Origin of the sequence: Pseudomonas sp. BF-R-01 (assembly GCF_019946615.1) — a bacterium.
Classification (GTDB): domain Bacteria; phylum Pseudomonadota; class Gammaproteobacteria; order Pseudomonadales; family Pseudomonadaceae; genus Aquipseudomonas; species Aquipseudomonas migulae.
The window spans coordinates 102,485-122,084 of record NZ_JAGYFX010000004.1 but is presented as its reverse complement, the minus strand read 5'-3'; the positions used below and the strand labels follow the sequence as shown (position 1 = coordinate 122,084).

Annotated in this window: 24 protein-coding genes; 13 read left to right on the top strand and 11 right to left on the bottom strand. The window is 56.3% G+C overall.

Annotated elements, in window-relative coordinates; all coding sequences use genetic code 11:
- Positions 1–84: 84 nt before the first annotated feature.
- The 3 genes from KGB27_RS03590 to KGB27_RS03580 form a co-directional block, all read right to left on the bottom strand.
- Positions 85–1,017 carry a GlxA family transcriptional regulator gene (locus KGB27_RS03590; RefSeq protein ID WP_223553225.1) on the bottom strand — a complete coding sequence of 311 codons (933 nt, stop codon included), beginning with the start codon at positions 1,015–1,017 and terminating at the stop codon, positions 85–87.
- Between the two features lie 176 nt (positions 1,018–1,193).
- Positions 1,194–2,129, bottom strand: coding sequence for a phosphatase (locus KGB27_RS03585; protein ID WP_008024127.1), 936 nt, complete (start codon positions 2,127–2,129; stop codon positions 1,194–1,196).
- Positions 2,130–2,236: 107 nt separating this feature from the next.
- Complete coding sequence (locus tag KGB27_RS03580; RefSeq protein ID WP_223553223.1) at positions 2,237–2,857, bottom strand: cell wall hydrolase; 621 nt, start codon at positions 2,855–2,857, stop codon at positions 2,237–2,239.
- A 200-nt stretch (positions 2,858–3,057) separates the two neighbouring features.
- Between KGB27_RS03580 and KGB27_RS03575 the strand changes: the two genes are divergently transcribed.
- The gene (locus tag KGB27_RS03575; RefSeq protein WP_223553220.1) at positions 3,058–3,909 is read left to right on the top strand and encodes a CAP domain-containing protein; all 852 of its coding nucleotides are present in this window, start codon (positions 3,058–3,060) and stop codon (positions 3,907–3,909) included.
- 256 nt (positions 3,910–4,165) lie between these two features.
- The gene (locus tag KGB27_RS03570; RefSeq protein WP_223553218.1) at positions 4,166–5,065 is read left to right on the top strand and encodes a bestrophin family protein; all 900 of its coding nucleotides are present in this window, start codon (positions 4,166–4,168) and stop codon (positions 5,063–5,065) included.
- 24 nt (positions 5,066–5,089) lie between these two features.
- On the opposite strand, the gene KGB27_RS03565 is transcribed toward KGB27_RS03570, so the two are convergent.
- From KGB27_RS03565 to KGB27_RS03555, 3 genes are all read right to left on the bottom strand, one after another.
- On the bottom strand, positions 5,090–5,872 hold the full coding sequence (locus KGB27_RS03565; protein ID WP_008044193.1) for a DeoR/GlpR family DNA-binding transcription regulator: 783 nt from the start codon (positions 5,870–5,872) through the stop codon (positions 5,090–5,092).
- 167 nt (positions 5,873–6,039) lie between these two features.
- Positions 6,040–6,708, bottom strand: a complete 669-nt coding sequence (locus KGB27_RS03560) for an ATPase (RefSeq protein WP_223553216.1) — start codon at positions 6,706–6,708, stop codon at positions 6,040–6,042.
- Positions 6,709–6,844: 136 nt separating this feature from the next.
- Entirely contained in the window at positions 6,845–7,771 is a 927-nt protein-coding gene (locus KGB27_RS03555) for a LysR family transcriptional regulator (protein WP_223553214.1), read from the bottom strand.
- Between the two features lie 132 nt (positions 7,772–7,903).
- Between KGB27_RS03555 and KGB27_RS03550 the strand changes: the two genes are divergently transcribed.
- From KGB27_RS03550 to KGB27_RS03540, 3 genes are all read left to right on the top strand, one after another.
- Positions 7,904–8,308, top strand: coding sequence for a RidA family protein (locus tag KGB27_RS03550; protein WP_008024112.1), 405 nt, complete (start codon positions 7,904–7,906; stop codon positions 8,306–8,308).
- 89 nt (positions 8,309–8,397) lie between these two features.
- Positions 8,398–8,892, top strand: a complete 495-nt coding sequence (locus KGB27_RS03545) for a PaaI family thioesterase (protein WP_223553212.1) — start codon at positions 8,398–8,400, stop codon at positions 8,890–8,892.
- 48 nt (positions 8,893–8,940) lie between these two features.
- The gene (locus tag KGB27_RS03540) at positions 8,941–9,561 is read left to right on the top strand and encodes a LysE family translocator (RefSeq protein WP_223553209.1); all 621 of its coding nucleotides are present in this window, start codon (positions 8,941–8,943) and stop codon (positions 9,559–9,561) included.
- A 361-nt stretch (positions 9,562–9,922) separates the two neighbouring features.
- Here the strand turns inward: KGB27_RS03540 and KGB27_RS03530 are convergent, their stop codons facing one another.
- The 4 genes from KGB27_RS03530 to KGB27_RS03515 all read right to left on the bottom strand — a co-directional run bounded on the left by KGB27_RS03530 (position 9,923) and on the right by KGB27_RS03515 (position 12,099).
- Positions 9,923–10,129, bottom strand: a complete 207-nt coding sequence (locus KGB27_RS03530; RefSeq protein ID WP_008033360.1) for a co-regulatory protein PtrA N-terminal domain-containing protein — start codon at positions 10,127–10,129, stop codon at positions 9,923–9,925.
- Between the two features lie 89 nt (positions 10,130–10,218).
- Positions 10,219–10,866 carry a hypothetical protein gene (locus tag KGB27_RS03525; RefSeq protein WP_223553207.1) on the bottom strand — a complete coding sequence of 216 codons (648 nt, stop codon included), beginning with the start codon at positions 10,864–10,866 and terminating at the stop codon, positions 10,219–10,221.
- Between the two features lie 238 nt (positions 10,867–11,104).
- Positions 11,105–11,383 (bottom strand): DUF2790 domain-containing protein, encoded by a 279-nt coding sequence (locus KGB27_RS03520; protein WP_008044187.1) that lies wholly within the window; start codon positions 11,381–11,383, stop codon positions 11,105–11,107.
- A 374-nt stretch (positions 11,384–11,757) separates the two neighbouring features.
- Positions 11,758–12,099 carry a hypothetical protein gene (locus tag KGB27_RS03515; RefSeq protein WP_223435654.1) on the bottom strand — a complete coding sequence of 114 codons (342 nt, stop codon included), beginning with the start codon at positions 12,097–12,099 and terminating at the stop codon, positions 11,758–11,760.
- 225 nt (positions 12,100–12,324) lie between these two features.
- On the opposite strand from KGB27_RS03515, the gene KGB27_RS03510 reads away from it, so the two are divergent.
- From KGB27_RS03510 to KGB27_RS03475, 8 genes are all read left to right on the top strand, one after another.
- A complete protein-coding gene (locus KGB27_RS03510) occupies positions 12,325–12,600 on the top strand; it encodes a metal/formaldehyde-sensitive transcriptional repressor (RefSeq protein WP_008033367.1) in 276 nt (91 codons plus the stop codon).
- A gap of 16 nt (positions 12,601–12,616) precedes the next feature.
- Positions 12,617–13,525: a CDF family Co(II)/Ni(II) efflux transporter DmeF gene (gene dmeF, locus KGB27_RS03505; RefSeq protein ID WP_223481103.1), complete on the top strand. Its 909-nt coding sequence runs from the start codon at positions 12,617–12,619 to the stop codon at positions 13,523–13,525.
- 39 nt (positions 13,526–13,564) lie between these two features.
- The gene (locus KGB27_RS03500) at positions 13,565–13,921 is read left to right on the top strand and encodes a hypothetical protein (protein WP_223553205.1); all 357 of its coding nucleotides are present in this window, start codon (positions 13,565–13,567) and stop codon (positions 13,919–13,921) included.
- A gap of 2 nt (positions 13,922–13,923) precedes the next feature.
- Positions 13,924–14,106 carry a DUF1289 domain-containing protein gene (locus tag KGB27_RS03495; protein ID WP_008033373.1) on the top strand — a complete coding sequence of 61 codons (183 nt, stop codon included), beginning with the start codon at positions 13,924–13,926 and terminating at the stop codon, positions 14,104–14,106.
- 431 nt (positions 14,107–14,537) lie between these two features.
- A complete protein-coding gene (locus tag KGB27_RS03490) occupies positions 14,538–15,800 on the top strand; it encodes a hypothetical protein (RefSeq protein WP_223435644.1) in 1,263 nt (420 codons plus the stop codon).
- 81 nt (positions 15,801–15,881) lie between these two features.
- Positions 15,882–16,343: a hypothetical protein gene (locus tag KGB27_RS03485; protein WP_192229330.1), complete on the top strand. Its 462-nt coding sequence runs from the start codon at positions 15,882–15,884 to the stop codon at positions 16,341–16,343.
- Positions 16,344–16,493: 150 nt separating this feature from the next.
- Entirely contained in the window at positions 16,494–16,640 is a 147-nt protein-coding gene (locus tag KGB27_RS03480) for a hypothetical protein (protein ID WP_317850697.1), read from the top strand.
- A gap of 486 nt (positions 16,641–17,126) precedes the next feature.
- Positions 17,127–17,732, top strand: a complete 606-nt coding sequence (locus tag KGB27_RS03475) for a hypothetical protein (protein ID WP_008044181.1) — start codon at positions 17,127–17,129, stop codon at positions 17,730–17,732.
- A 255-nt stretch (positions 17,733–17,987) separates the two neighbouring features.
- Here the strand turns inward: KGB27_RS03475 and KGB27_RS03470 are convergent, their stop codons facing one another.
- On the bottom strand, positions 17,988–19,598 hold the full coding sequence (locus KGB27_RS03470) for an AAA family ATPase (protein WP_223553203.1): 1,611 nt from the start codon (positions 19,596–19,598) through the stop codon (positions 17,988–17,990).
- Between the last annotated feature and the right edge of the window lie 2 nt (positions 19,599–19,600).

Sequence of the window (19,600 nt, the reverse complement as noted above, 5' to 3'; positions counted from 1 at the left end):
GCGATAGCGTTTTCACGGACGCCATCGCCGGCAAGCCGGCTCCTACAGATTACGCGGAGGTTCGGAATTGTGGGTTCACGCAAGTCAACCTCGATTCGCACGCTGGATGACCTGCGGCGGTTGGCCGAAGGCGCGAATAAACGCCCGGCGCATCCGCTCGCGATCACCAAAACCGGTCTCTGTCGCCACCACATCGATGGCGTGCCGGCCGGTTTCCATCATCAGGCGCGCGGCCTCCACCCGCAGGCTTTCAATAGCCTTGGCTGGAGACTGACCGGTTTCAGCATGGAAGACGCGACTGAACTGTCGCGGGCTGAGGTTGGCGGCACTGGCCAGTTCCTCGACCGACAACTCGGACTTCAAATGCTGCTTGGCATAGGTCAACGCGGCTTGAATGCGGTCAGTCTTGGGCTCGAGTTCAAGCATCACCGAAAACTGCGACTGCCCACCCGCGCGCCGGTGGTAGACCACCAATTGCCGGGCCACCCGCCGCGCCACTTCTGCACCGAGGTCACTTTCCACCAGGGCCAATGCAAGATCGACACAGGCACTCATGCCCGCAGCGGTCCAGACGTTGCCGTCGTTGATGAAGATCCGGTCCTCCTCCACCTTCACCTTCGGGTAAGCCCGTTGCAACGCAGGCGCATGGCACCAGTGCGTGGTCGCTCGCCGACCATCGAGTAGACCGGCCTCGGCCAGCGCGATGGCACCGGTGCAGATCGATCCGACCCGGCGAGAGCTCTGACTGGCGCTGCGCAGAAACGCCACCATGCCCGATGAAACCGGACGGATCAGGTTGTCGCCCATTACCAGCAGCGTGTCGAACGAGCGCTGATCGAACGCGGTGGTTTCCACGCCGAAGCCGGCGGAGGTTTGCACCGTCCCGCCGTGTTCCGACAACAAGGTGAGGCTGTATACCGGCTCGTCGGCGGCGCCGTTGGCCATTTCAAACGCCGCACACATGGCCAGGCCCAGCACCTGAAATTCGGGGTAAACGATGAGGCCGATCTCGTGCATGACGCCAATTCCTGATGACCGCAAAGGAGGCTTGATAGCTTTTAAGGCCATCTAGCCTGCACTGTACGCCCTGATCAGGTCTACACCTAACAGAAAGGCGTTAGCCGGCAACACGAGGCTCGGCCGTGGTCGATGCGTTGAACTATGCGAAGTTATGAAGGGATCGCGGCTGGCACTCAGTGCCGGGACATCAACCCATGCAGCACACCGAACCGCAAACCGGGCTCGGAGGGAGTCATGTGCGAGACGCCGAAAACCTTAAACGCTGCCAGCATCAGCACCAGCCCACCGGGCAGGATGCTCAGGCGATGACTTTGCAGGCCCGCGAGCCTGAGTTGATTGACGTGCCCCACTTCCAGCAGGCGCAGCGACAGGCGCAACAGGCCGCTGTAGGTAATGCCGCTCTGGCCTTCGTCGTTCAAACCGTTGGCCTTGAGCACTTTGGCGAGCATCCGTGCGGTGCCTGATGAGCCGATCACCTGCTGCCAGCCCAGCGAGCGATAACGGCGCGCCACGCGCTCGAATTGCAAGGTGGCGACACGCTCGGCTTCCAGCAGCGCCGGGGCCGTGATGCGCCCTCCTTGAAAATAACGCGCACCAAAGGTGCCGCTGCCGATGGCAATGCTCTCGGTCAACAGCGGCTGCGCGCCCTGCCCAAGGATCAATTCCGTGGAGCCGCCACCGACGTCGATCACCAGCCGTTTGCGTTCCGTACCGGGAACCGTGTGAGCCACACCGGCGTAAACCAGCCGCGCTTCTTCATGCCCGGAGATCACGTCGATGCGAAAACCCAGATGCCGCTCTGCGCTGGCCAGGAACAATTGGGCATTGTCGGCTTCACGCACGGCGCTGGTCGCCACCGCCCGCACACGACCAGGCTCAAAGCCGCGTAACTTTTTTCCGAATCGCGCGAGTGCCTGCCATCCGCGATCCAGTGCCATTTCGTCCAGCGCACCGCCCTGAAAACCCTCAGCCAGCCGCACCGGCTCGCGCAGGGTTTTCACTTCCTGGATCACCAGTTGCTGGTTCCGCTTGACCGACTGACCGATCATCATACGAAACGCATTGGAACCCAGGTCGATGGCCGCAAACAGGGAGGCATCTCCTTTCATTGAGGTATTCCTTGCAAATTCATCTGTCAGCAGACCCAGGCCCGCTGTACGTTCAAGACGGTTTGCAAGAATTTTTACATGGGTTCGATGACATCCAGATGACATCGCTAATGGGCCTCTCCGCCCTTGGGCTTATAGAAGAGAAACATGCTGGTCTCGGTGGTCTTGATGTATTTGCCGGCCCAATCGGGGTGCACGTTGCGGTCGTGAAAATACATCGCGCCGTGGGTGCGGTCGTTGAGCTGCTTGTTGAGTGCCTTGCGCGCGATTTCCTTGGCGATCGTGTATTGGGTTTCTTCCTGGACCTGGTCGGAACGCCCGTCACACCACCAGGAAAACTGGCAATTCTTGGTTTCAGAACCTTGTTTGACCACCGCGCACACCGTGTCCGGAAAACCTTCATGGCCCAGGCGATTCATCACCACGCTGGCCACGGCTTCCATGTCGGCGGAGGATTTGCCCTTGGCTTCCCAATAAATGGAGCGCGCCAGGCAGGTGATTGCATCGTCCAGCGGCGACGCGCCTGCCGGGTCGACCGCCTGCACTTCGGAGGTGGTAATCGCTTCGGACTTGGGCACCGGCACATCGGCCCCCTTCTCCGCCGCTTTCTGTTCCAGCACTTCGGCCTTGTTTTCGGCCGCTTCCTTTTTTTGTTCCTGTTCAGTCGCCGCTGCCTGGCCGCTGAGTAGCGTGATTGCAAAGCAGGTCGCTATCCAAATCAAGCGCATGATCGACCCTTCTGAGTGGACTGGATTCAAGCATCAAACTGTCGACGCTGAGCGCCCCTGGCCGGCGACATCGCTTGATTGTAGTTGCCCGTTTTCATTTCGACAGATGGCCGACAACCTGTATTTCGGTGTGAAAAGGCATTGCGCTCACAGGGGTGAAATCGCGCATCATGGGCGCAGTCCGAACAAGGGAGATTTCCATGCGTGTCCTGCCACCCGTTTTGCGTCTTGCCACGTTGTCGCTGGGGCTGTTGTTCGCCATGAATGCGCTGGCGGCCGACGAGAAACAACTGATCGACTCGATCAACGATTACCGCAGCCAGATCCAGCGGTGCGCAGGCCAGGTCTCGTCGGAACTGCCACCGCTGGCGGGTGATCCACGGCTGGTGTTGTCCGCCACCAGCATCGGCAATCTGCAACAGGCCATGGTCGCCGCGAATTATCCGATGAAGAACGTGCAGGCGATCAGCCTGTCCGGGCCGCGCGATGCGGCGGCGGCGATGAAAGCGATCCAGGAGAGCTTTTGCCAGATCGTGCTCGATCCGCAATTCGTCGACATCGGCGTGAGCCGCCAGGACCGTGAATGGCGCATCGTGGTGGCCCGTCCATTGTTGAGCGCGCGCCTGGGCGACTGGCAGGCGGAAGGCCAGAAGCTGCTGGCCGAACTCAACGTCGCCCGCAGCCGTGCACGTCAGTGCGGCACGCAATCCTTTGCCGCCGCCACGCCGTTGACCTGGAACGCCACACTGGCGACAGCCGCCGAGACGCATGCGCGGTCCATGGCCAACAACAATTACTTCGATCACAAGGACCGCGACGGTCGCACGCCGGGTGACCGGGCAGAACTGGCGGGTTACAGCGGCCAGCAGATCGGCGAGAACATCGCCGCCGGGCAAGACAGCGTGCGCAAGGTCGTCGATGGCTGGGTCGCCAGCCCCGGCCACTGCGCGAACTTGATGAACCCGCAGTATCACGAGCTGGGCGCGGCGTATGCGGTGGACCCGAAGAGCGATTCGGGGATTTACTGGACAGTGATGTTTGGTTCGCCGTAAACGCCCGGCCCCTGTAGGAGCGAGCCTGCTCGCGATGGACTTCAGGGCGCCGCGTTCATTCAGGACAACGCGTTATCGTTAACGTCCATCACGAGCAGGCTCGCTCCTACAGGTTTCGTGTGCGATCCGCGTTTGGCGTTGTCATAGACTCTGTCAATCAACTGGTCATCTAAAGTGATTGGACGCCCCGGCCCGTTGCTTCTAGCCTGCGCGCACTCATTTCGTGAACAGCGCCCTCCGACACAGGCAAAGCACCATGATCGTCCGCCCCAAACCCAATCTGATCAACATCCTCACTTCGCTCAAGGGCTCGATTGCCAGGAAAATTGCGCTGCGTTGTCTGATGGTGACGCTGCTGGCTTCCATCATCGTGCTCGTGGAAACCCTGCACCCCAACTACTTCGCCAAAGTGAACGGGACGCCGTTCACCTTGCTCGGTCTGTCGCTCTCGATTTTCATGAGCTTTCGCAACAACGCCTGTTACGACCGCTGGTACGAAGCCCGTAAAGCCTGGGGCGAAATGATCGTCGCGATCCGCTCGATGATCCGCGAAACCCAAGTGATCAAGGACGCACACGCGCGGCAGAACATCCTGCGCAACCTTTGCGGGTTCGCCCACGCGTTGAACGCAAAATTGCACGGCAAGCGCGAACTGGACGCCGCTGGTGAGTGGCTTGAGCCGAGGCCGGACGACAACGCGCCGGACATCAGTGGGCGCATTCTCAACCATGTCGGTGAGCAATGTTCAGCACTCGGCGAGTCCGAAGCCATCAGTGAGTTTCGCTACACGATCATGGCCAACCACCTGACGAGCCTGAGCCGTTCGCAAGCGGCCTGCGAACGGATCAAGCACACGCCTCTACCCTTCGCCTACACCCTGCTGCTGCACCGCACGACCTACCTTTTCTGCCTCTTGCTGCCCTTCGCCATGGCAGAGTCGCTGGGCTGGCTGACACCGGTTTTCACCGCCATCGTCAGCTACACGTTCTTCGGCCTGGATGCGATTGGCGATGAACTGGAGGACCCGTTCGGGCGTGACGAAAACGATCTGCCGACCCATGCGATGGTGCGCAACATCGAGCGCGAAATCCTCGCGGCACTGGGTGAAACACAACTTCCCCCGGCCCTTGAACCCGTCGATTTCGTGTTGAGCTGAAACACCAGCGGGACAGGTTCAGGCCTACGCCTGAACCACCTCGATCCCCAGTTTCCGATAATCCCCGACATCGCCCGACGCCACATGGCGCTCGGTGATCAGCGTATGAATGCGGTTGCACGGCGCGACCACAAACGGCTCGACCGCGCCCAGTTTGTCCGCCGTGGTGACGGCGATCACCTGCGAAGCACTGTCGAGCAGTGCCTGTTTAACCGGCACCTCATCGAAGTGCAACGAGCTGATACCAACTTGCGGATGAATCGCGCAAACCCCGGTGAACAGCACATCAGCCTTGATGCCCTGCAACAAGCGCAGGGTCTCGTGTCCGCTGACCGACATTGTCGCGAGGTTGAGTTGCCCGCCTGCCAGAATCACCTTGATGCCTTTGTATTCGGCCAGGGTGATGGCGGTCATCGGCGAGGTCGTGATGGCGGTGATGGAAATGTCCGAAGGCAACGAACGCGCGATCTGCAGCGTGGTGGTGCCGGAATCGAACATCACAATCTGGCCATTCTCCACGCGACTGGCGGCGAGCTGCGCGAGGTGGGTTTTCACCTCATCGGTTTCGCTGACCCGCGTGAAGTAATCCTTGCCCGTGTCCTTGGGCCGAGGCAGCGCGCCGCCGTGCACACGTTGCACCAGACCGGCCGTGGCCAACTCCGACAGGTCGCGGCGGATGGTGTCTTCCGAGACGGCGAAATGCTGACTCAACTCGGAGGCCATGACCTTGCCGTCACGTTCGAGGATCAGCAGGATTTTCTGCCGGCGCAGATGAGGGAGTTCGGCGGCCGAGTGATGGTCGTGCATGTTTATGCCTGAGTTTGCTGGTTTGTGCGAGATTAGCCAAACCTTTGTGCAAACACAATCGATGCAGGGCTCAGGGGCCCCATCGCCGGCAAGCCGGCTCCTACAGTTCGTGAAACACCGCGATTGTGTAGGAGCTGGCTTGCCAGCGATGGCTTGAGGGTTGGCCGTCAGTTGATCGCGATTTGGGCCACATGGCCTGAGGTCACCAGCGCCTTCAGCGAGGTGTCGAACTGTTTCAGTGCATTCACTTGCAATGCGGTTTGCTGGTCGATCTGCGCGGCGATCTCCGGCGCGGCTTTGCCATGCACCCAGACCGAAGGCATTTGTTGTGTGCGCGAGCCCTCGGCCTTGCCGATGTATTGCAGGTTCGAGTCGTAGAATTTGGCCATGAACCGTGCTTCAACTTGGTTGTTGCGCTTGGACACCAGACGGCTGTAAGTGTCGAGCATCACCACCACGTCCGGGTGCGCCTGCACCAGCGCATCGAGGTTGTCGTAGACCGTCACCGAGGCAAACTCTTTCTGCAACGACCCCATCAGCCAGTTGATCGCCCGTTTCGGATCGGAGCTGTCGACGAAGGCGCTGCTGATGCGTGAATCCAGTTCAGGGTTCTTCGCGCCGTTCAGCGCGACCGAGTGGTACTGCTCAAGGTATTCGAGGGTGCTGACAGTGTTTTCGCTGTAGAGCACGCCCACTGATTGCGCGTGTTGCAAAGTCGCGGCGCTGTCGGCGACCGGCGGGAAGTGGCAGGACTGTTCGGCGGCGTATGCCGGCACGGTGGCGGCAACGCTGCCGGTCAGGACAGCGACAAGGGCCAGCAGGGTAGAGATTCTCATCGCGCAGGTTCCTTCGGTGGCGAATTCGGTATGTGGCTATCCTCCTCCCTTGGCGAAAAAACAGAACTTGCGATTCTTGATGATGGTTATTGATCAAACGAATGGTTGCGGCAAAAGGGACCGTTACCCCCTAGCCTCATGCCCCCGGCCGATCAGCAACCGGCGCATGCTGCGCCATCAACTCGACCACCCAATCAATAAACACGCGCAGCTTCAGGCTGATGTGCCGGTTCGGCGGGAAGGCCACATACAAGGGCATCGTCTCGAGACTCCAGCCCTCGAACAGCGGTACCAATTCACCGCGAGCCTCGTAGTCCCGGGACATGTATGTGGGCAGCCAAAGCACACCGAGCCCGGCGAGGCCCGCCGCAAGAAATGCGTTGCCATCATCGACGGCCAGCACATAACGTCCTTTGACCTGCACACGCTCACGTTCGTTGTACATCGCGTAGGGCACCGGTTTGCCGGTGCGCGCCCACAAAAAGCCGACGACTCGATGATCCGAATCCTCCAGCTCTTGCTGATGCAAAGGCACGCCGACGCGAGCCAGATAGCTCGGTGCTGCAAACACCCCAAGCGGCAGGTCAGCGACACGCCGGGCCATCAGCGACTGGTCCATCAGCTCGCCGCCGCGCACCACGCAATCGACGTTTTCATCGATGATGTCGACGATGCGATCGCTGACGCCCATGTCGATCTGGATGTCCGGGTATCGCGCATAAAACGCAGGCAATGCCGGCACCAGAATCATCCTCGCCAGCGGGCTCGGCACATCCACGCGCAGCCGGCCTCTGGGCAACGTCGACGCACCGGACAGGCTGGTTTCGGCATCGTCCATGTCGGCCAGCAGCCGCAACACCCGCTCGTAATAGACGGCGCCATCAGCCGTGACGTTGACCTTGCGCGTGGTGCGGTTGAGCAACTTGACGCGCAACCGGGCCTCCAGTTGCTGCACAAGTTGGGTCACGGTGGTCTTGCTCATGTGCAGGGTTTCGGCCGCCTTGGTGAAACTGCCCGCCTCCACCACGCGCGCGAATGCCTGCATTGCATCAAAACGGTCCATTGCAGCCCCAGGTATCGATAGGATTGTTTGGATATCACAAACAGTGCTGGCCAAGGTTGCTCGTTTATCGCCCCGATGCAAGTCCTTACAGTCCCTTCATCGTTCACACAGAGCCCTTGATGGAGGCCTTTCATGACGCAACGCGATGTTGTTTTCCCAGCCAAACGCCAGGCGCTATATGAGCGCAATCGCTACTCGCCGGCTATTCGCTCCAACGGCTTTTTGTTCGTCTCGGGGCAAGTCGGCAGCGCTGAGGATGGATCGCCCGAACCGGATCTGGAGAAACAGGTGCGGCTCGCCTTCACCAATTTGAACGCGATCCTCGTGGCGGCCGGTTGCACCTTCGACGATGTGATTGATGTCACCGTGTTCATCGTCGACCCCGAATCGACCTTCGAAACCATCTGGAAGATCGTGCCGGAGTTCTGGGGTAACGCACCGCACCCGACGTTGACCGGAGTCGGCGTAACGTGGCTGTATGGCTTTCAATTCGAGATCAAGGTGATTGCCAGGCTTCCAGACACCGCCGAGGAATGAACTGACGCCTGCACAGGGGATGAACGCGTTTTCCGTTCGGCGTTAGAATCGGAAAATGTTCAGCCCACACTTATGAGGATGACCCAGGCATGTCCACACCCGACATTTCCCTGCAAGACACCGCGGCGCCGGAAGGCGTTTGTTATGGCTGTGGCAGCCGCAACCCGCATGGGCTGCACGTCAAGAGCTACTGGCATGAAGACGGCGAGCATATCATCGCCGAGCACGTGCCCGACGCCAGGTATTGCGGCTGGCCGGATCTGGTCTACGGCGGTTTGATCGCGATGTTGGTGGATTGCCATTCCAACTGGACCGCCATGGCCTATCACTACCGGGCGGAAAACCGCGACGCCGCCAGCCTTCCGCGCATCAATTGCGTCACGGGCAACCTCGGCATCAAGTTCATCAAACCGACGCCGATGGGTGTCCCGCTGACCCTGCGGGCGAAAGTCGAAGGTGATGTCGGGCGCAAGACTCGGGTCATCTGCGAGATCTACGCCGGGGATGTGCTCACGGCGGTGGGCGACTCCACTTTTGTTCGCGTGGACACCGCTCAATTGGCCGACGTCGCGCATAACCGATAGGTCGCCGCGTGATAACGTGCGCGCATCCTCTTTTGGAAGCGCACGCCCATGTCCATCGCCGACAATCTTCTCGCGTTTACCTTCGCGGCCACCCTGCTGACACTGACGCCCGGCCTCGATACCGCATTGATCCTGCGAACCGCAACGGTGGAAGGCCGACAACAGGCCTTCCGCGCGGCATTGGGCATCAATGCCGGCTGCTTCCTGTGGGGCGCTGCGGTCGCTTTTGGCCTGGGCGCGTTGATTGCGGTCTCGGAACTGGCCTTCAACGTCCTGAAATACTGCGGCGCCGCTTACCTGGCGTGGCTGGGCCTGAACATGCTGTTGCGCCCGCGCCGCTCGCTGTCGCCCCTCGAAACCGACGCAAAACCAACGGCCAACTGGTTCCTGAAAGGCATGATGGGGAATGTGCTCAACCCGAAAATCGGCATCTTTTACGTCTCTTTTCTCCCACAGTTCATTCCCCAGGGCCATTCGCTGATTGCCTGGACTTTTGGCCTGGTCAGCATTCACGTGGTGCTCGGTTTGATCTGGTTGTTGACGTTGATTCGCGCTACACAACCACTCGCCCTGGTGCTGCGGCGTGAAAAAGTCATCAAGTGGATGGACCGCACGACGGGCATGATCTTTGTTCTGTTTGCAGCGCGGTTGGCGTTCAGCAAGCGGTGAACAGCGCTCCCCTGTAGGAGCCGGCTTGCCGGCGATGACGTCCGAACGGGCAACGTAAAGTTCAAGACCACATCGCCGGCAAGCCGGCTCCTACAGTTTTGTGTTTCCCGGGACTGTGTGAAGAACCCAAAAAAATGCCCGCCTCTTGCGAAGCGGGCATTTCGTTCACGGGTCATGCGTCGTTTTCAGCGCGGCCTGCGTTAAAAACTAGCTTTGACCGACACCATAAAGTTGCGTGGATCACCGTAGTAGTTGCCGAAGGTCTCGGTTCCGATGGTGGCGTAGTAGCGCTTGTCGAACAGGTTGTTGCCGTTGAGCGCAACCCGCCTATTTCTGTCAGCCTGGGGACGCGCTACACAGATCAGCCGTTGGTGCGGTCGGTCGCCTTGGCTTTGCTTTCGGCAACAGCGGCTTCAGCCTTCTGTTTCTGTGCAACCTGGAAGGCTTCCATCGAGACTTTCCGGGCCGACTCCATGCGTGTGAAGGTCCGATCACCGCCACCTGTGGCCATAGCCAGAGTGGAAGCGGTCAGAGCGGCGGCGACGAAAAGAACTTTCATGGATTTCATTTGGGTTTCCTCAAGTAAGAGTTTATTAATAGATAACAGTGGTAGTTATTTGCTAAAGCATTACTTGCTTATTCAACCTGGCTTTAGCATTAAGCCAGGGCGGCGTTTTGTTGCGTCCAGGTGCCTTGCTCCATACGCCCGTCGGTATCTCTGCTTTTTGCCCAGGCGGTGAGCATTACCATCATTGCGAATCCACCAACGATGAGAACCGGATAGGCTGCCAGCAACTCGATCAGCGAGTATTTCCAGGCCAGCGGACGACCAACACCCAACATGGCGGCATAGAACCACGACACACCAGAGAGCGCACCCGAGAACAGCGCCAGCATGCGAAGGCTGAAGGAAAGTTCAAGTAACGAACCGGCTTTTTTCAGCGCCGGCAATACAGCGCTATGCAACAGGAAGCCGTTAAAGGTCAGCAGTACAACGATCCCGATTTTTGCTTGCAACTTTGGATTCTGGAAATACTCCATCCCCTTGCCGGCATAATCGATCCCGATAATGCCAATGCCCGTAATCCAAAGGGCTACAAGTGCAAGTACGACGGTTTTTTGAAGGCTTTCCATATGTGCGTCATCATGGTGACCCGACACGTCCCCCTTCAGGAGTTGCTTGACCATTGCAACGTCACTGGTCAAGACAAGACCGATTGCAACACAGCAGGCGATAAGATGGAAATATACAACGCCCAAACGAAAATATTCCACGGTGGACGAAGAAATCATACTAAGTTCCATGGTTACCTCTTGACTTCAATAGTGAATCAACATAGTTCTCGGCACAGCTTGATTGGAGTTTGCCGTTGCTGATTGTAATTAGGATCCAACAATTATTATTAAATAATCTCGCAGTGTTACGCTGCCAGGATAATAGTGATTTTCGCGAATGAACTTTTAATCATTCGTACTTAGTGCATATGAGGTTTAACTTCCGCTTCTGGGGTCGGCGATATCCAGAACCCTATCGGCGAGCGGATCAGGCAATGCTGGCGGGATTTGCCGGGCTTGCGCCCCATTCGAGGAAACGGATCTTGTGAACCTCACCCAGGCTGTCTTCATAGACCAGGGTCACCGGTACCACGCCTGTCTTGTTGGATGTATCAGTGCGCTGCAATACCCGCTTCACATCGATTTCCATACCGTAGTGGTAATCGACGGCTGAGACATGCGCGCCGGGTTCTTGCAGGCCGTTCTGGTCGAAGACAGTTGGCGCGAGACTGGAAATCACGGCACTGACAATTGTGGCCATGTTCATAAGGCTGTACCTCCACTGAAGTTCTCTTAACGAGGACTTAATGTGACACGTGATCAAAGTGAAGTTCACTTCACCGCGACGAACGCGCCGATCTGAGTCGCCTGTAGTGGCTTCAGGCCCCTAGCAATTCCCCGCGCTTGACGCCTTACGACCATTCGTCCATTAAACGCCGTATTTGTTGGGCCAAACGGCATTTTTGAGTGAGGTCATAACATGTTATGACGGATTTTCGAGCAAGATTTCACGTGCTGGCTGTGACGGCACATGGACCGAAAACGTCTGCGAGCCAGGGTGAGAAATATCGGGTATTGGCCGATTTCTGCCGTCCATGACTGGCCGAAATCGGCCAGTTTCCGCCGTTCGAGCGTCCAGGTTCAGTACTTGATATCCCGGGCTTTTTGACGTCCTTCCTGCTTCGTTTGTCGCTTGTCTTGTCGGCAACCGGGATTGCTCTGGGCATCGGCTGCTCGACAATCCTGTTTCGTCTCACGCGCACCCTGGCGCGTCTCCTGCCTGACATCGCGCGCGGAACGACGCGTCTCCGCTCGTTCGGTGGCCGCCCAAGCTGCCCCGTTCGCCACCAGAAGAAAAATCATCGCTACCCAACCAAACGTCCTGTGCTTTCTCATAATCTGATCTCCAGGAACTCGATGTCGGAATTTAAGTACAGCTGATTTCCAGACGTCCCGCAGGCTGAGGAACTGCCATTCATCCAAGCGATATCCATTGCTCGAGTCCAAGGGGGCAGCTGGTGAGCATCAGTGTCGATGGTGAACGGCAACAATCAGCCAGAAGCGCTCATTCCAGGTCCTCTCGATTTCCCCCTCGCAAATGAAGCCTCTTCCCTGCCAGAGGTTATAGATGCCCTCTCCGCCCCTGACATTGCATAGGTATAGGGGGTATGCCTATCATGCGCAATACATAGGTAGGGGGGGTATCCCATGGGCCATATTGCAGCAAACAAAGGCGATCTTCTCAAACGCGTAAAACGTATCGCCGGACAAATCCAAGCCGTTGAACGGGCATTGGAATCGGATCTCGATTGTGCCAAAACACTGCATCTTGTTGCCGCTACCCGCGGAGCCATCAACGGCTTGATGGAGGAAATCATCGAGGACCACGCGCGGGAGCATGTCGCGAACCCTGCTCTCAGCGAAGAGGAGCGTAACAAGGGCGTCGAAGAACTTCTTGAAGCCATTCGCCGTTACTCCAAGTGAACGCAGGTACACACTCATGAGCAGCTCCAACATCAACTACACACACGACCACATGTTCCTTGGCTCAGCGCACGACGAGAACGCCAAGCGTACGCTTTGGGTTGTGATACTGACCGTTGTGATGATGGTTGGCGAGATCACCGCCGGGTATATGACGGGCTCGATGGCGTTGCTGGCCGATGGCTTTCACATGGCAACCCATGCCGGCGCATTGGGTATCGCGGCGGCCGCTTATGGATACGCAAAACGCCACGCTTTCAGCCAGCGTTACAGTTTCGGTACCGGAAAGGTTGGAGACTTGGGCGGATTCGCCTCGGCGCTGATTCTCGGTATGGTCTCCCTGGGAATTGGCGTCGAGTCCGTCATACGTCTCTTGCAGCCAACGGAAGTTCAGTTCGGCACCGCGACGCTCATCGCGATTGCCGGCTTGATCGTCAACATTGTCAGTGCTCTGCTGCTGGGTCACGGACATAGTCATGGGCACGATCACGATCATGCCCATCATGGGAACGACAACAACCTGAAATCGGCCTACGTCCACGTCATCGCGGACGCGCTGACTTCGGTTCTGGCCATTGCTGCACTGCTCGCCGGCCGGTATCTCGGTTGGGTGTGGCTGGACCCGGTCATGGGCATTGTCGGCGCTATCGTTATCGCGCGCTGGGCATGGATCTTGATGGGGGTCACCGCAGGTGTACTGCTGGATCAGACAGACGCACACGTTGCCGAGGAAATCCGTGAACTGGTTGAGAAACCTGGGGATGCCACCATCACTGACTTGCACGTCTGGCGAGTTGGACCACAAGCTCATGCGGCCATCGTCAGCGTCCTTGGTGAAGCCACTGCGAACGCCGACAGCATTCGTGAACGTCTGAAGCCGGTTCATGAAGTCAGCCATCTGACGGTCGAGTTTCGACCGGCCTGATTCAGCCCCTCCCCTCCACTGCCTCCAAAGGAAACCGTAATGCCCCCAGGGAAACGTGAACTGGCGCAGATCGAACGCCGATTGATTGCCACGCTCACTGATGCGTGCGAAACAGCAAAAGGTGAAATCAAGGGTTTTACCTGGCTCACCCACATCACTGACCTGAACGCATTGGCTGAAACCCTGAAGGTGATCTGGGTGTTCGAAACCCTCGCTGACAAAAAGCTCGCCCAGGTTAACGCGAAGACGCGCATCTTTGAGCTGACGGCCATCGCCTTGAATGAGGCCAACATCGATCTGAGCCCTTCAGATAATAATGTCCGCTTTGACTCCGAAGAAGAATGCCAGCGCACTCACGGTGGCGATTGGCAGAAGCGCCTGGCCAAGGGTTATTGACGATGGCTAAAGAAATCGAAAACCCCTGCATCTCGGTTTGCCAACTGAGTGGCGATCTGTGTGTGAGTTGTGGACGGAGCAAGGAAGACATCAGAAAGTGGAAACGCATGAAGCGGCCTGAAAAAATGGCCGCTGTGCAAAGGGCGAATGTGCGTTTGAAAGGGTTGAAGAAAGCGCAGGGATAGTCGCTTGAGCTGGATGACCGCAATTGGGATTTCAGGGACAGACCACATTTAGAAAATGTGGTCTGTCCCCTAATAACCCATGGCTTCATGGCGCCGAATACAATCGGCCCGCTACCTTTCACAAACTGGCTATCGAAACCGAATTGAGAGCCTATGGATTTTCGTACTCTGGACTAACGTTGGTCATAGCGACCTCCGGTTAGGTCGTTTTTTACAGGCGTCACCGCTGAATGAAAAGCGCGACGACTCAATCACTGCTTTCGGTCAGTGCATCAACCGGAGGCTTTTAACGCTGACTGGAGTGTGAGCAGGTAAAAAACGCCGCTGGTCGATGGCGATTTGGACAAGAACGACTGGAGCTAACCTCTCAATGTCTGGATAATGGCCATATGCCTCCATCCGCATAGCCCATAGATAAGGACATCCATTCAGTGAAGCTGCCGTCCCCCATTTTGCTCCTCGCTTGCGCTCTGCTCCTGCCCACCGTCGCCCAAGCCAACGATGCAGCGTTGACCGAAACGCTCAAGGCACTCACCCACTGCGACGCCACCTTCTTCGCCCGCTTGAACACACACCGCGATGCCTGGGGCGCGATTGCGCCTATTGAACAGCGAAAAGATGCGGCGTGGATAGCCGTCAAAAACCGCGGCAGCAACCCGGAAAATTCGGTGCCTCTGCGCGGTACGCCGATTGTTGCCGGTATGAAACTGCTGTCCTATGTCGACGAGAGCAGCGACCTCGGCCAACTGGGTCACTACTATTTCTGGGGCTTCATTGTTGAAGGCGGCGTAGACGAAGTGGCTAGGCGCCTCGCGCCGCTGATGGAACAACCGGGGCAACTGCAGAATATTGGCTCGTCTTATGTGCGCAGTGAACTCAAGGTCGGTGACCAATGGCGACTCATCCAGCCGCAGCCAGGCACGGCGCCGGGTAGCAAGCGTGTGGAACGCATCTTGATCGTCGAGGCGGAAGGCAAACAGGGCACTCAGTCGCGGGTCAATTGTTCCCTGCAAGGCGCCGTTGACGGTGCGATGCTCGCCCAACTGCGCCCGGACATCACGCCGGCTGATTATCCTCAGCCACTACCGGATACGAGCATTGCCGGCGTCGCCGTACCGGAGGACGTGCTCAAGAGCCTCGACTCGCCGCTGCTCAAACCGAAATTCAAAACGTTGAGCTACACCTATGCCACCCGAACCGGCGATGCGATCAAGGATCGTCCGGTGACGGTTGAGTACACCGCAGACGGCGCTTTGCTGAAGAAGAATGAGATCTACAACGAAGCCTTCCACGTCGAGCGTCTCACCCAGGCGGGCCTGATTCAGTTGAAGTCGAAAATGAACGGCATAGGCGATGGACGTGTGTTGCTCACCCGCGAACTTGAGGTCAAGGCCCCGACGAGCTGGAGCCCCGGCGAGACGTTGAGCGCTCGTCTGGTCATGCAAGAAGTGCCTGCTCAGCCAAGCGACAAACCCATGAAGTGGTCGACGACTTGCACCGTGGGTCAGCGCTTTCCTGCCCGGCAAGTATTCACCTCGCTGACAGGTGACGCCATCGCGCTGGAGTGCGACCAGGGCACCAGTAAAACTTCCGCCGCCTTTATCGAGGATTTGGGGGTTTCCCTGACACTGGAGTCGACGTCGAAAAATACGAAGAGCGTTTACACGTTCACAGCAGTGAATGTTGTGCGTTGAGCAGTCATCGAGACTGAACTGTCTGCCAGACCCGGACAGGACAAATAGCATTGTTTTTTTGCGCAACAATAGGATCTATTGATGAGAAAGTTCGTCCTTCCATTTGTTATCGCACTGCTGTGCCTGCACGGTTGTGCGGAAATGCCCGCGTACTCCAACGTCGATCCCGCCACGGCGGATGACGAGTCGCGTTATACCGTGGTCGAGACAGATACTTATGCGGACAGGGCCCAGCGTCACTTCGCCGATCTCCAGCCGGACCTGAACATCATAAGGATCAACGACAACAAAGTCGGCAACATTCCGTTCTCTACGTACTACTACAAGAACGACTCCCCGCAGCGCGCGGTGTTGAAGCCTGGCACCTACACCATCCAATTGGAATACCAGTTGCCCCGCTACTTCCTGTTTGCGGACCTGAAGTTCGAGGGCAAACCTGGCCAGAAAATAATGGCGCGTTCAAGGTATGTGGGCCTCAATCGGCTTGAAGTGTGGCTGGAGGATGCAGTCACTGGCGAGGTAGTGAGCACCCGCGTGCACTGACGGCCCACGTCCGTAGCACCAGCGTCGCTGCCCAGAAAATCGTTCAAGATCCATCGTGGCCATCGAATGAGGTCTGCATTGCAAAGTCGAATACAACCGGAAATTGAGAGAGCGACCTACGATGAGTTCCTTGAGCTTTGGGACAGAGGCATGTTCGAAAATCAGCGTCTGGGTCAGGCTTTCTACAACCATTTCCGCCTGCATTGTTCTGGCGACCAGGCATTGCTACATCGTCTTTATGCATCTGACGGCAAGAAAGCCCTCAGTGCAATTGCTGATATTTTTCATATCAGGTAACCCACACCACTCTTCATTCGCCAGGCCGATTTGGGTCGATTCCAGGTCCTCACGACTGCAGAAATATCCAAAGGCAGTCACTAGCCGGGGATTTCAGGGACAGACCACATTTCGAAAATGTGGTCTGTCCCCTAATGACCCTCGATGGATAGAATTGATCGACTGACGCTTACAGATACAGGCGATGGATTAAAAGCGGAAAAAAGGGGACAGATCTTCTTTCAAAGGAAATAGATCTTTCCCCCTTTTCACAGTTCTCGCACAGTTCTCGCACAGTTCGTGAATGGATGCTTCTGGCTGTGGATTCAACCGGTCGACGCAACAGATTGGCTAAATCGTTCAGCGGGTGTTTCGTTGTCTAGTGTTCTTCGAGGGCGGCAATTTTCTCCTGCTCTCGCGATTGCTTGACTCGTAGAGTGTTGAAAGAAGAGATTTGCAAAAAATATTCGTCATTTACATGTACCTTCCAGCAGCAAAGGACGCTTGATGAGAACCCCGCTACTCGCCCTTACCCTCGCAGCTCTATTGAGCGCATGCGCCATCCCTTACGAAACCCCGGAAGCCCGCGCCAATATTGAACGCGACCTGAAGCTCAGAGCAGACGAAATCGTCACTATCACCGAAACCAACTGGTGTTTATCTGCCTATGGTGATTTGCAAGTGTGCAGACCCAAGCAAGGCCTGGGTGTGCTGACCAAGAGCAAGCTAGTACTGGCCTTCTATAAGGGCGGCATCTACCAGCAAGCTGAAGTCATCAACGCCAGCGATGTGCAGTGTGCCCACCTGCAAAGTGGCAGAGCCGCAGCCGATACCTTCTACCTGTTCAGTGAACGTTGGGCCGCCATGCTGGCGCCAATTACCGTGGGAGGTGCCTTGGCCCTCGACAAGAAAGCCCAGTTCCTGAGCGTGCTAGTGCCGCCAAACACTGAGAGCTTCACGGCTGGGCAAGGAAATTTTATTCAGGTCACCGATCGCAAGAATTACTCGGCTGTGGCGGTTCCAGGTACCAAAACCTATGTAGGATCCAGCGAGAGTATTTACCAGATTTTTAATCCGTGTACGCAGGGAAAGAATCGCTCAGCCGGATCCTAAGTACTGACCTGACCTGACCTGACCTGACCTTTCGAGTGAAACAGTCCCAGCAGCAATTGCAGCGCAAGAATCCAATGCAGGCCCGATGCGCCGGGCCTGTCGAGAGCCGACAGTCGGCTCTCGACAGTTACAGACGCAATGAAACAGAAGGACTGCATTGGGTCGATATCTGCCTTTCACAACAGGCAACAAACGGCCAGACCATCAGCCGCGACTTGTGCAAGAAAGCCTTACCCACTGAAAAATCACCGCAGATTAAAAATCAATTTGCCTGCCGCCGATTTGAGTTTCCGTATCACTCTGACCGGCAACCATAGCCGAAGCGCTAATTGCATTTTGATTCGCCCACTCACGAAGTTTTGTAAACTCGTCTTTACGCATTTTGCTCATTGGTACTAAACGCGAAATAGTAGTTTCAAAATCAACCATAGTCAGGTCGCTTACATCACCGGAGCCATTCATCCGCCGTGAGAATGCTTCAATCAGCGAGTCCCCAACCCAAGCTTCGATTTCAGCACCAGAAAGCACAATGTCTTTACCAAAATTCGACTCGCCTCCTAGAGCAGCCAATCGATCCAAATCAAATTTTTCTGGGTCACGTTTCAATTTCTTCAGATGTATTTCAAGAATCTTCTTTCTTTCTAATGTCGACGGGAAGTCAACGAAAAATATTTCGTCGAATCGCCCCTTTCTCAACAACTCCGGAGGTAAGCTGCTGATGTTGTTAGCGGTGGCAAACACAAAAACAGGCGCCGTTTTTTCTTGCATCCAAGTCAACAGTGTGCCGAATACGCGTGTAGCCGTGCCACCATCAGATGCTCCTCCGGAAGAGCCGGAAAGTCCTTTTTCAATTTCATCGATCCATAGGATGCAGGGCGAAATAGCTTCGGCAGTACGTAGTGCGGAACGAATATTGGATTCTGAAGAGCCAACCACCCCTTGGAAGATTTTCCCCATGTCTAAACGCAATAATGGCATGTTCCAAGACGACGATACGCATTTCGCCGTTAGAGACTTACCGCAACCAGGAACTCCAGTTAAGAGCAAACCCTTCGGGGTTCCGACACCGAACTCCTGAGCAATCTGCCCAAAACACTGGCTACGCAAATGGAGCCACTTCTTAAGAGTTGCCAGCCCTCCAACATCCTCAAGATTTACCTTTGAGTCGATGTATTCCAAGATACCTGTTTTCCGTATAATTTGTCTTTTTTCGGAAAGCAGATCTTTTACGGTATTTTCATTTACACTCAGACTGGATACCAATGAACGAGACAAGCTATTGTCAATTTCTAATCCCGTGAGGCCCAAAGCGGCATCAATGAGTTTATCTTTGGTTTCGCTAGAAAGATCAATCTTAACGCTGCTGTTGCCTTGCCAGGAATTAACAAAGTTATTTATCTGGGTCTTAACTTCATCTCTTGATGGCAAAGGAAAATCAATCAACGTGATTTCCTTTTGAAGATCATTGGCAATTTCAAAGCTGGGCGCCACGATAATGCAATTGCTTCGATATCCACGTGAGCGGATATTTATGGCTAAATCTCGAAGTCGACGACGATAGACAGGATTTGAGCTTGAGGAAAGGTAGTTATGAGCATCACAAAAAACAAAAATATTTTTGCTGCCCTCCTCCTTCGCCTTTTCTTCGCAAAAGTCCAAGGCCATTTTCAAATCAAAGGTTTTATCCCCAGCCACGACGCCATTTATCTGGACTCCTAGCGTCGAGTTCCAAACGAACAAACGATGGCCAAGCGCCTTGGCGATTTCAGAAACTTCAATGAGTGCACGCTCTTCCTCGAAAGTTTCAATGACCAAAATCGCATAACGCGCTTTGAGGTAATCTGTTATCTGCTTGGTACGGCTCATGC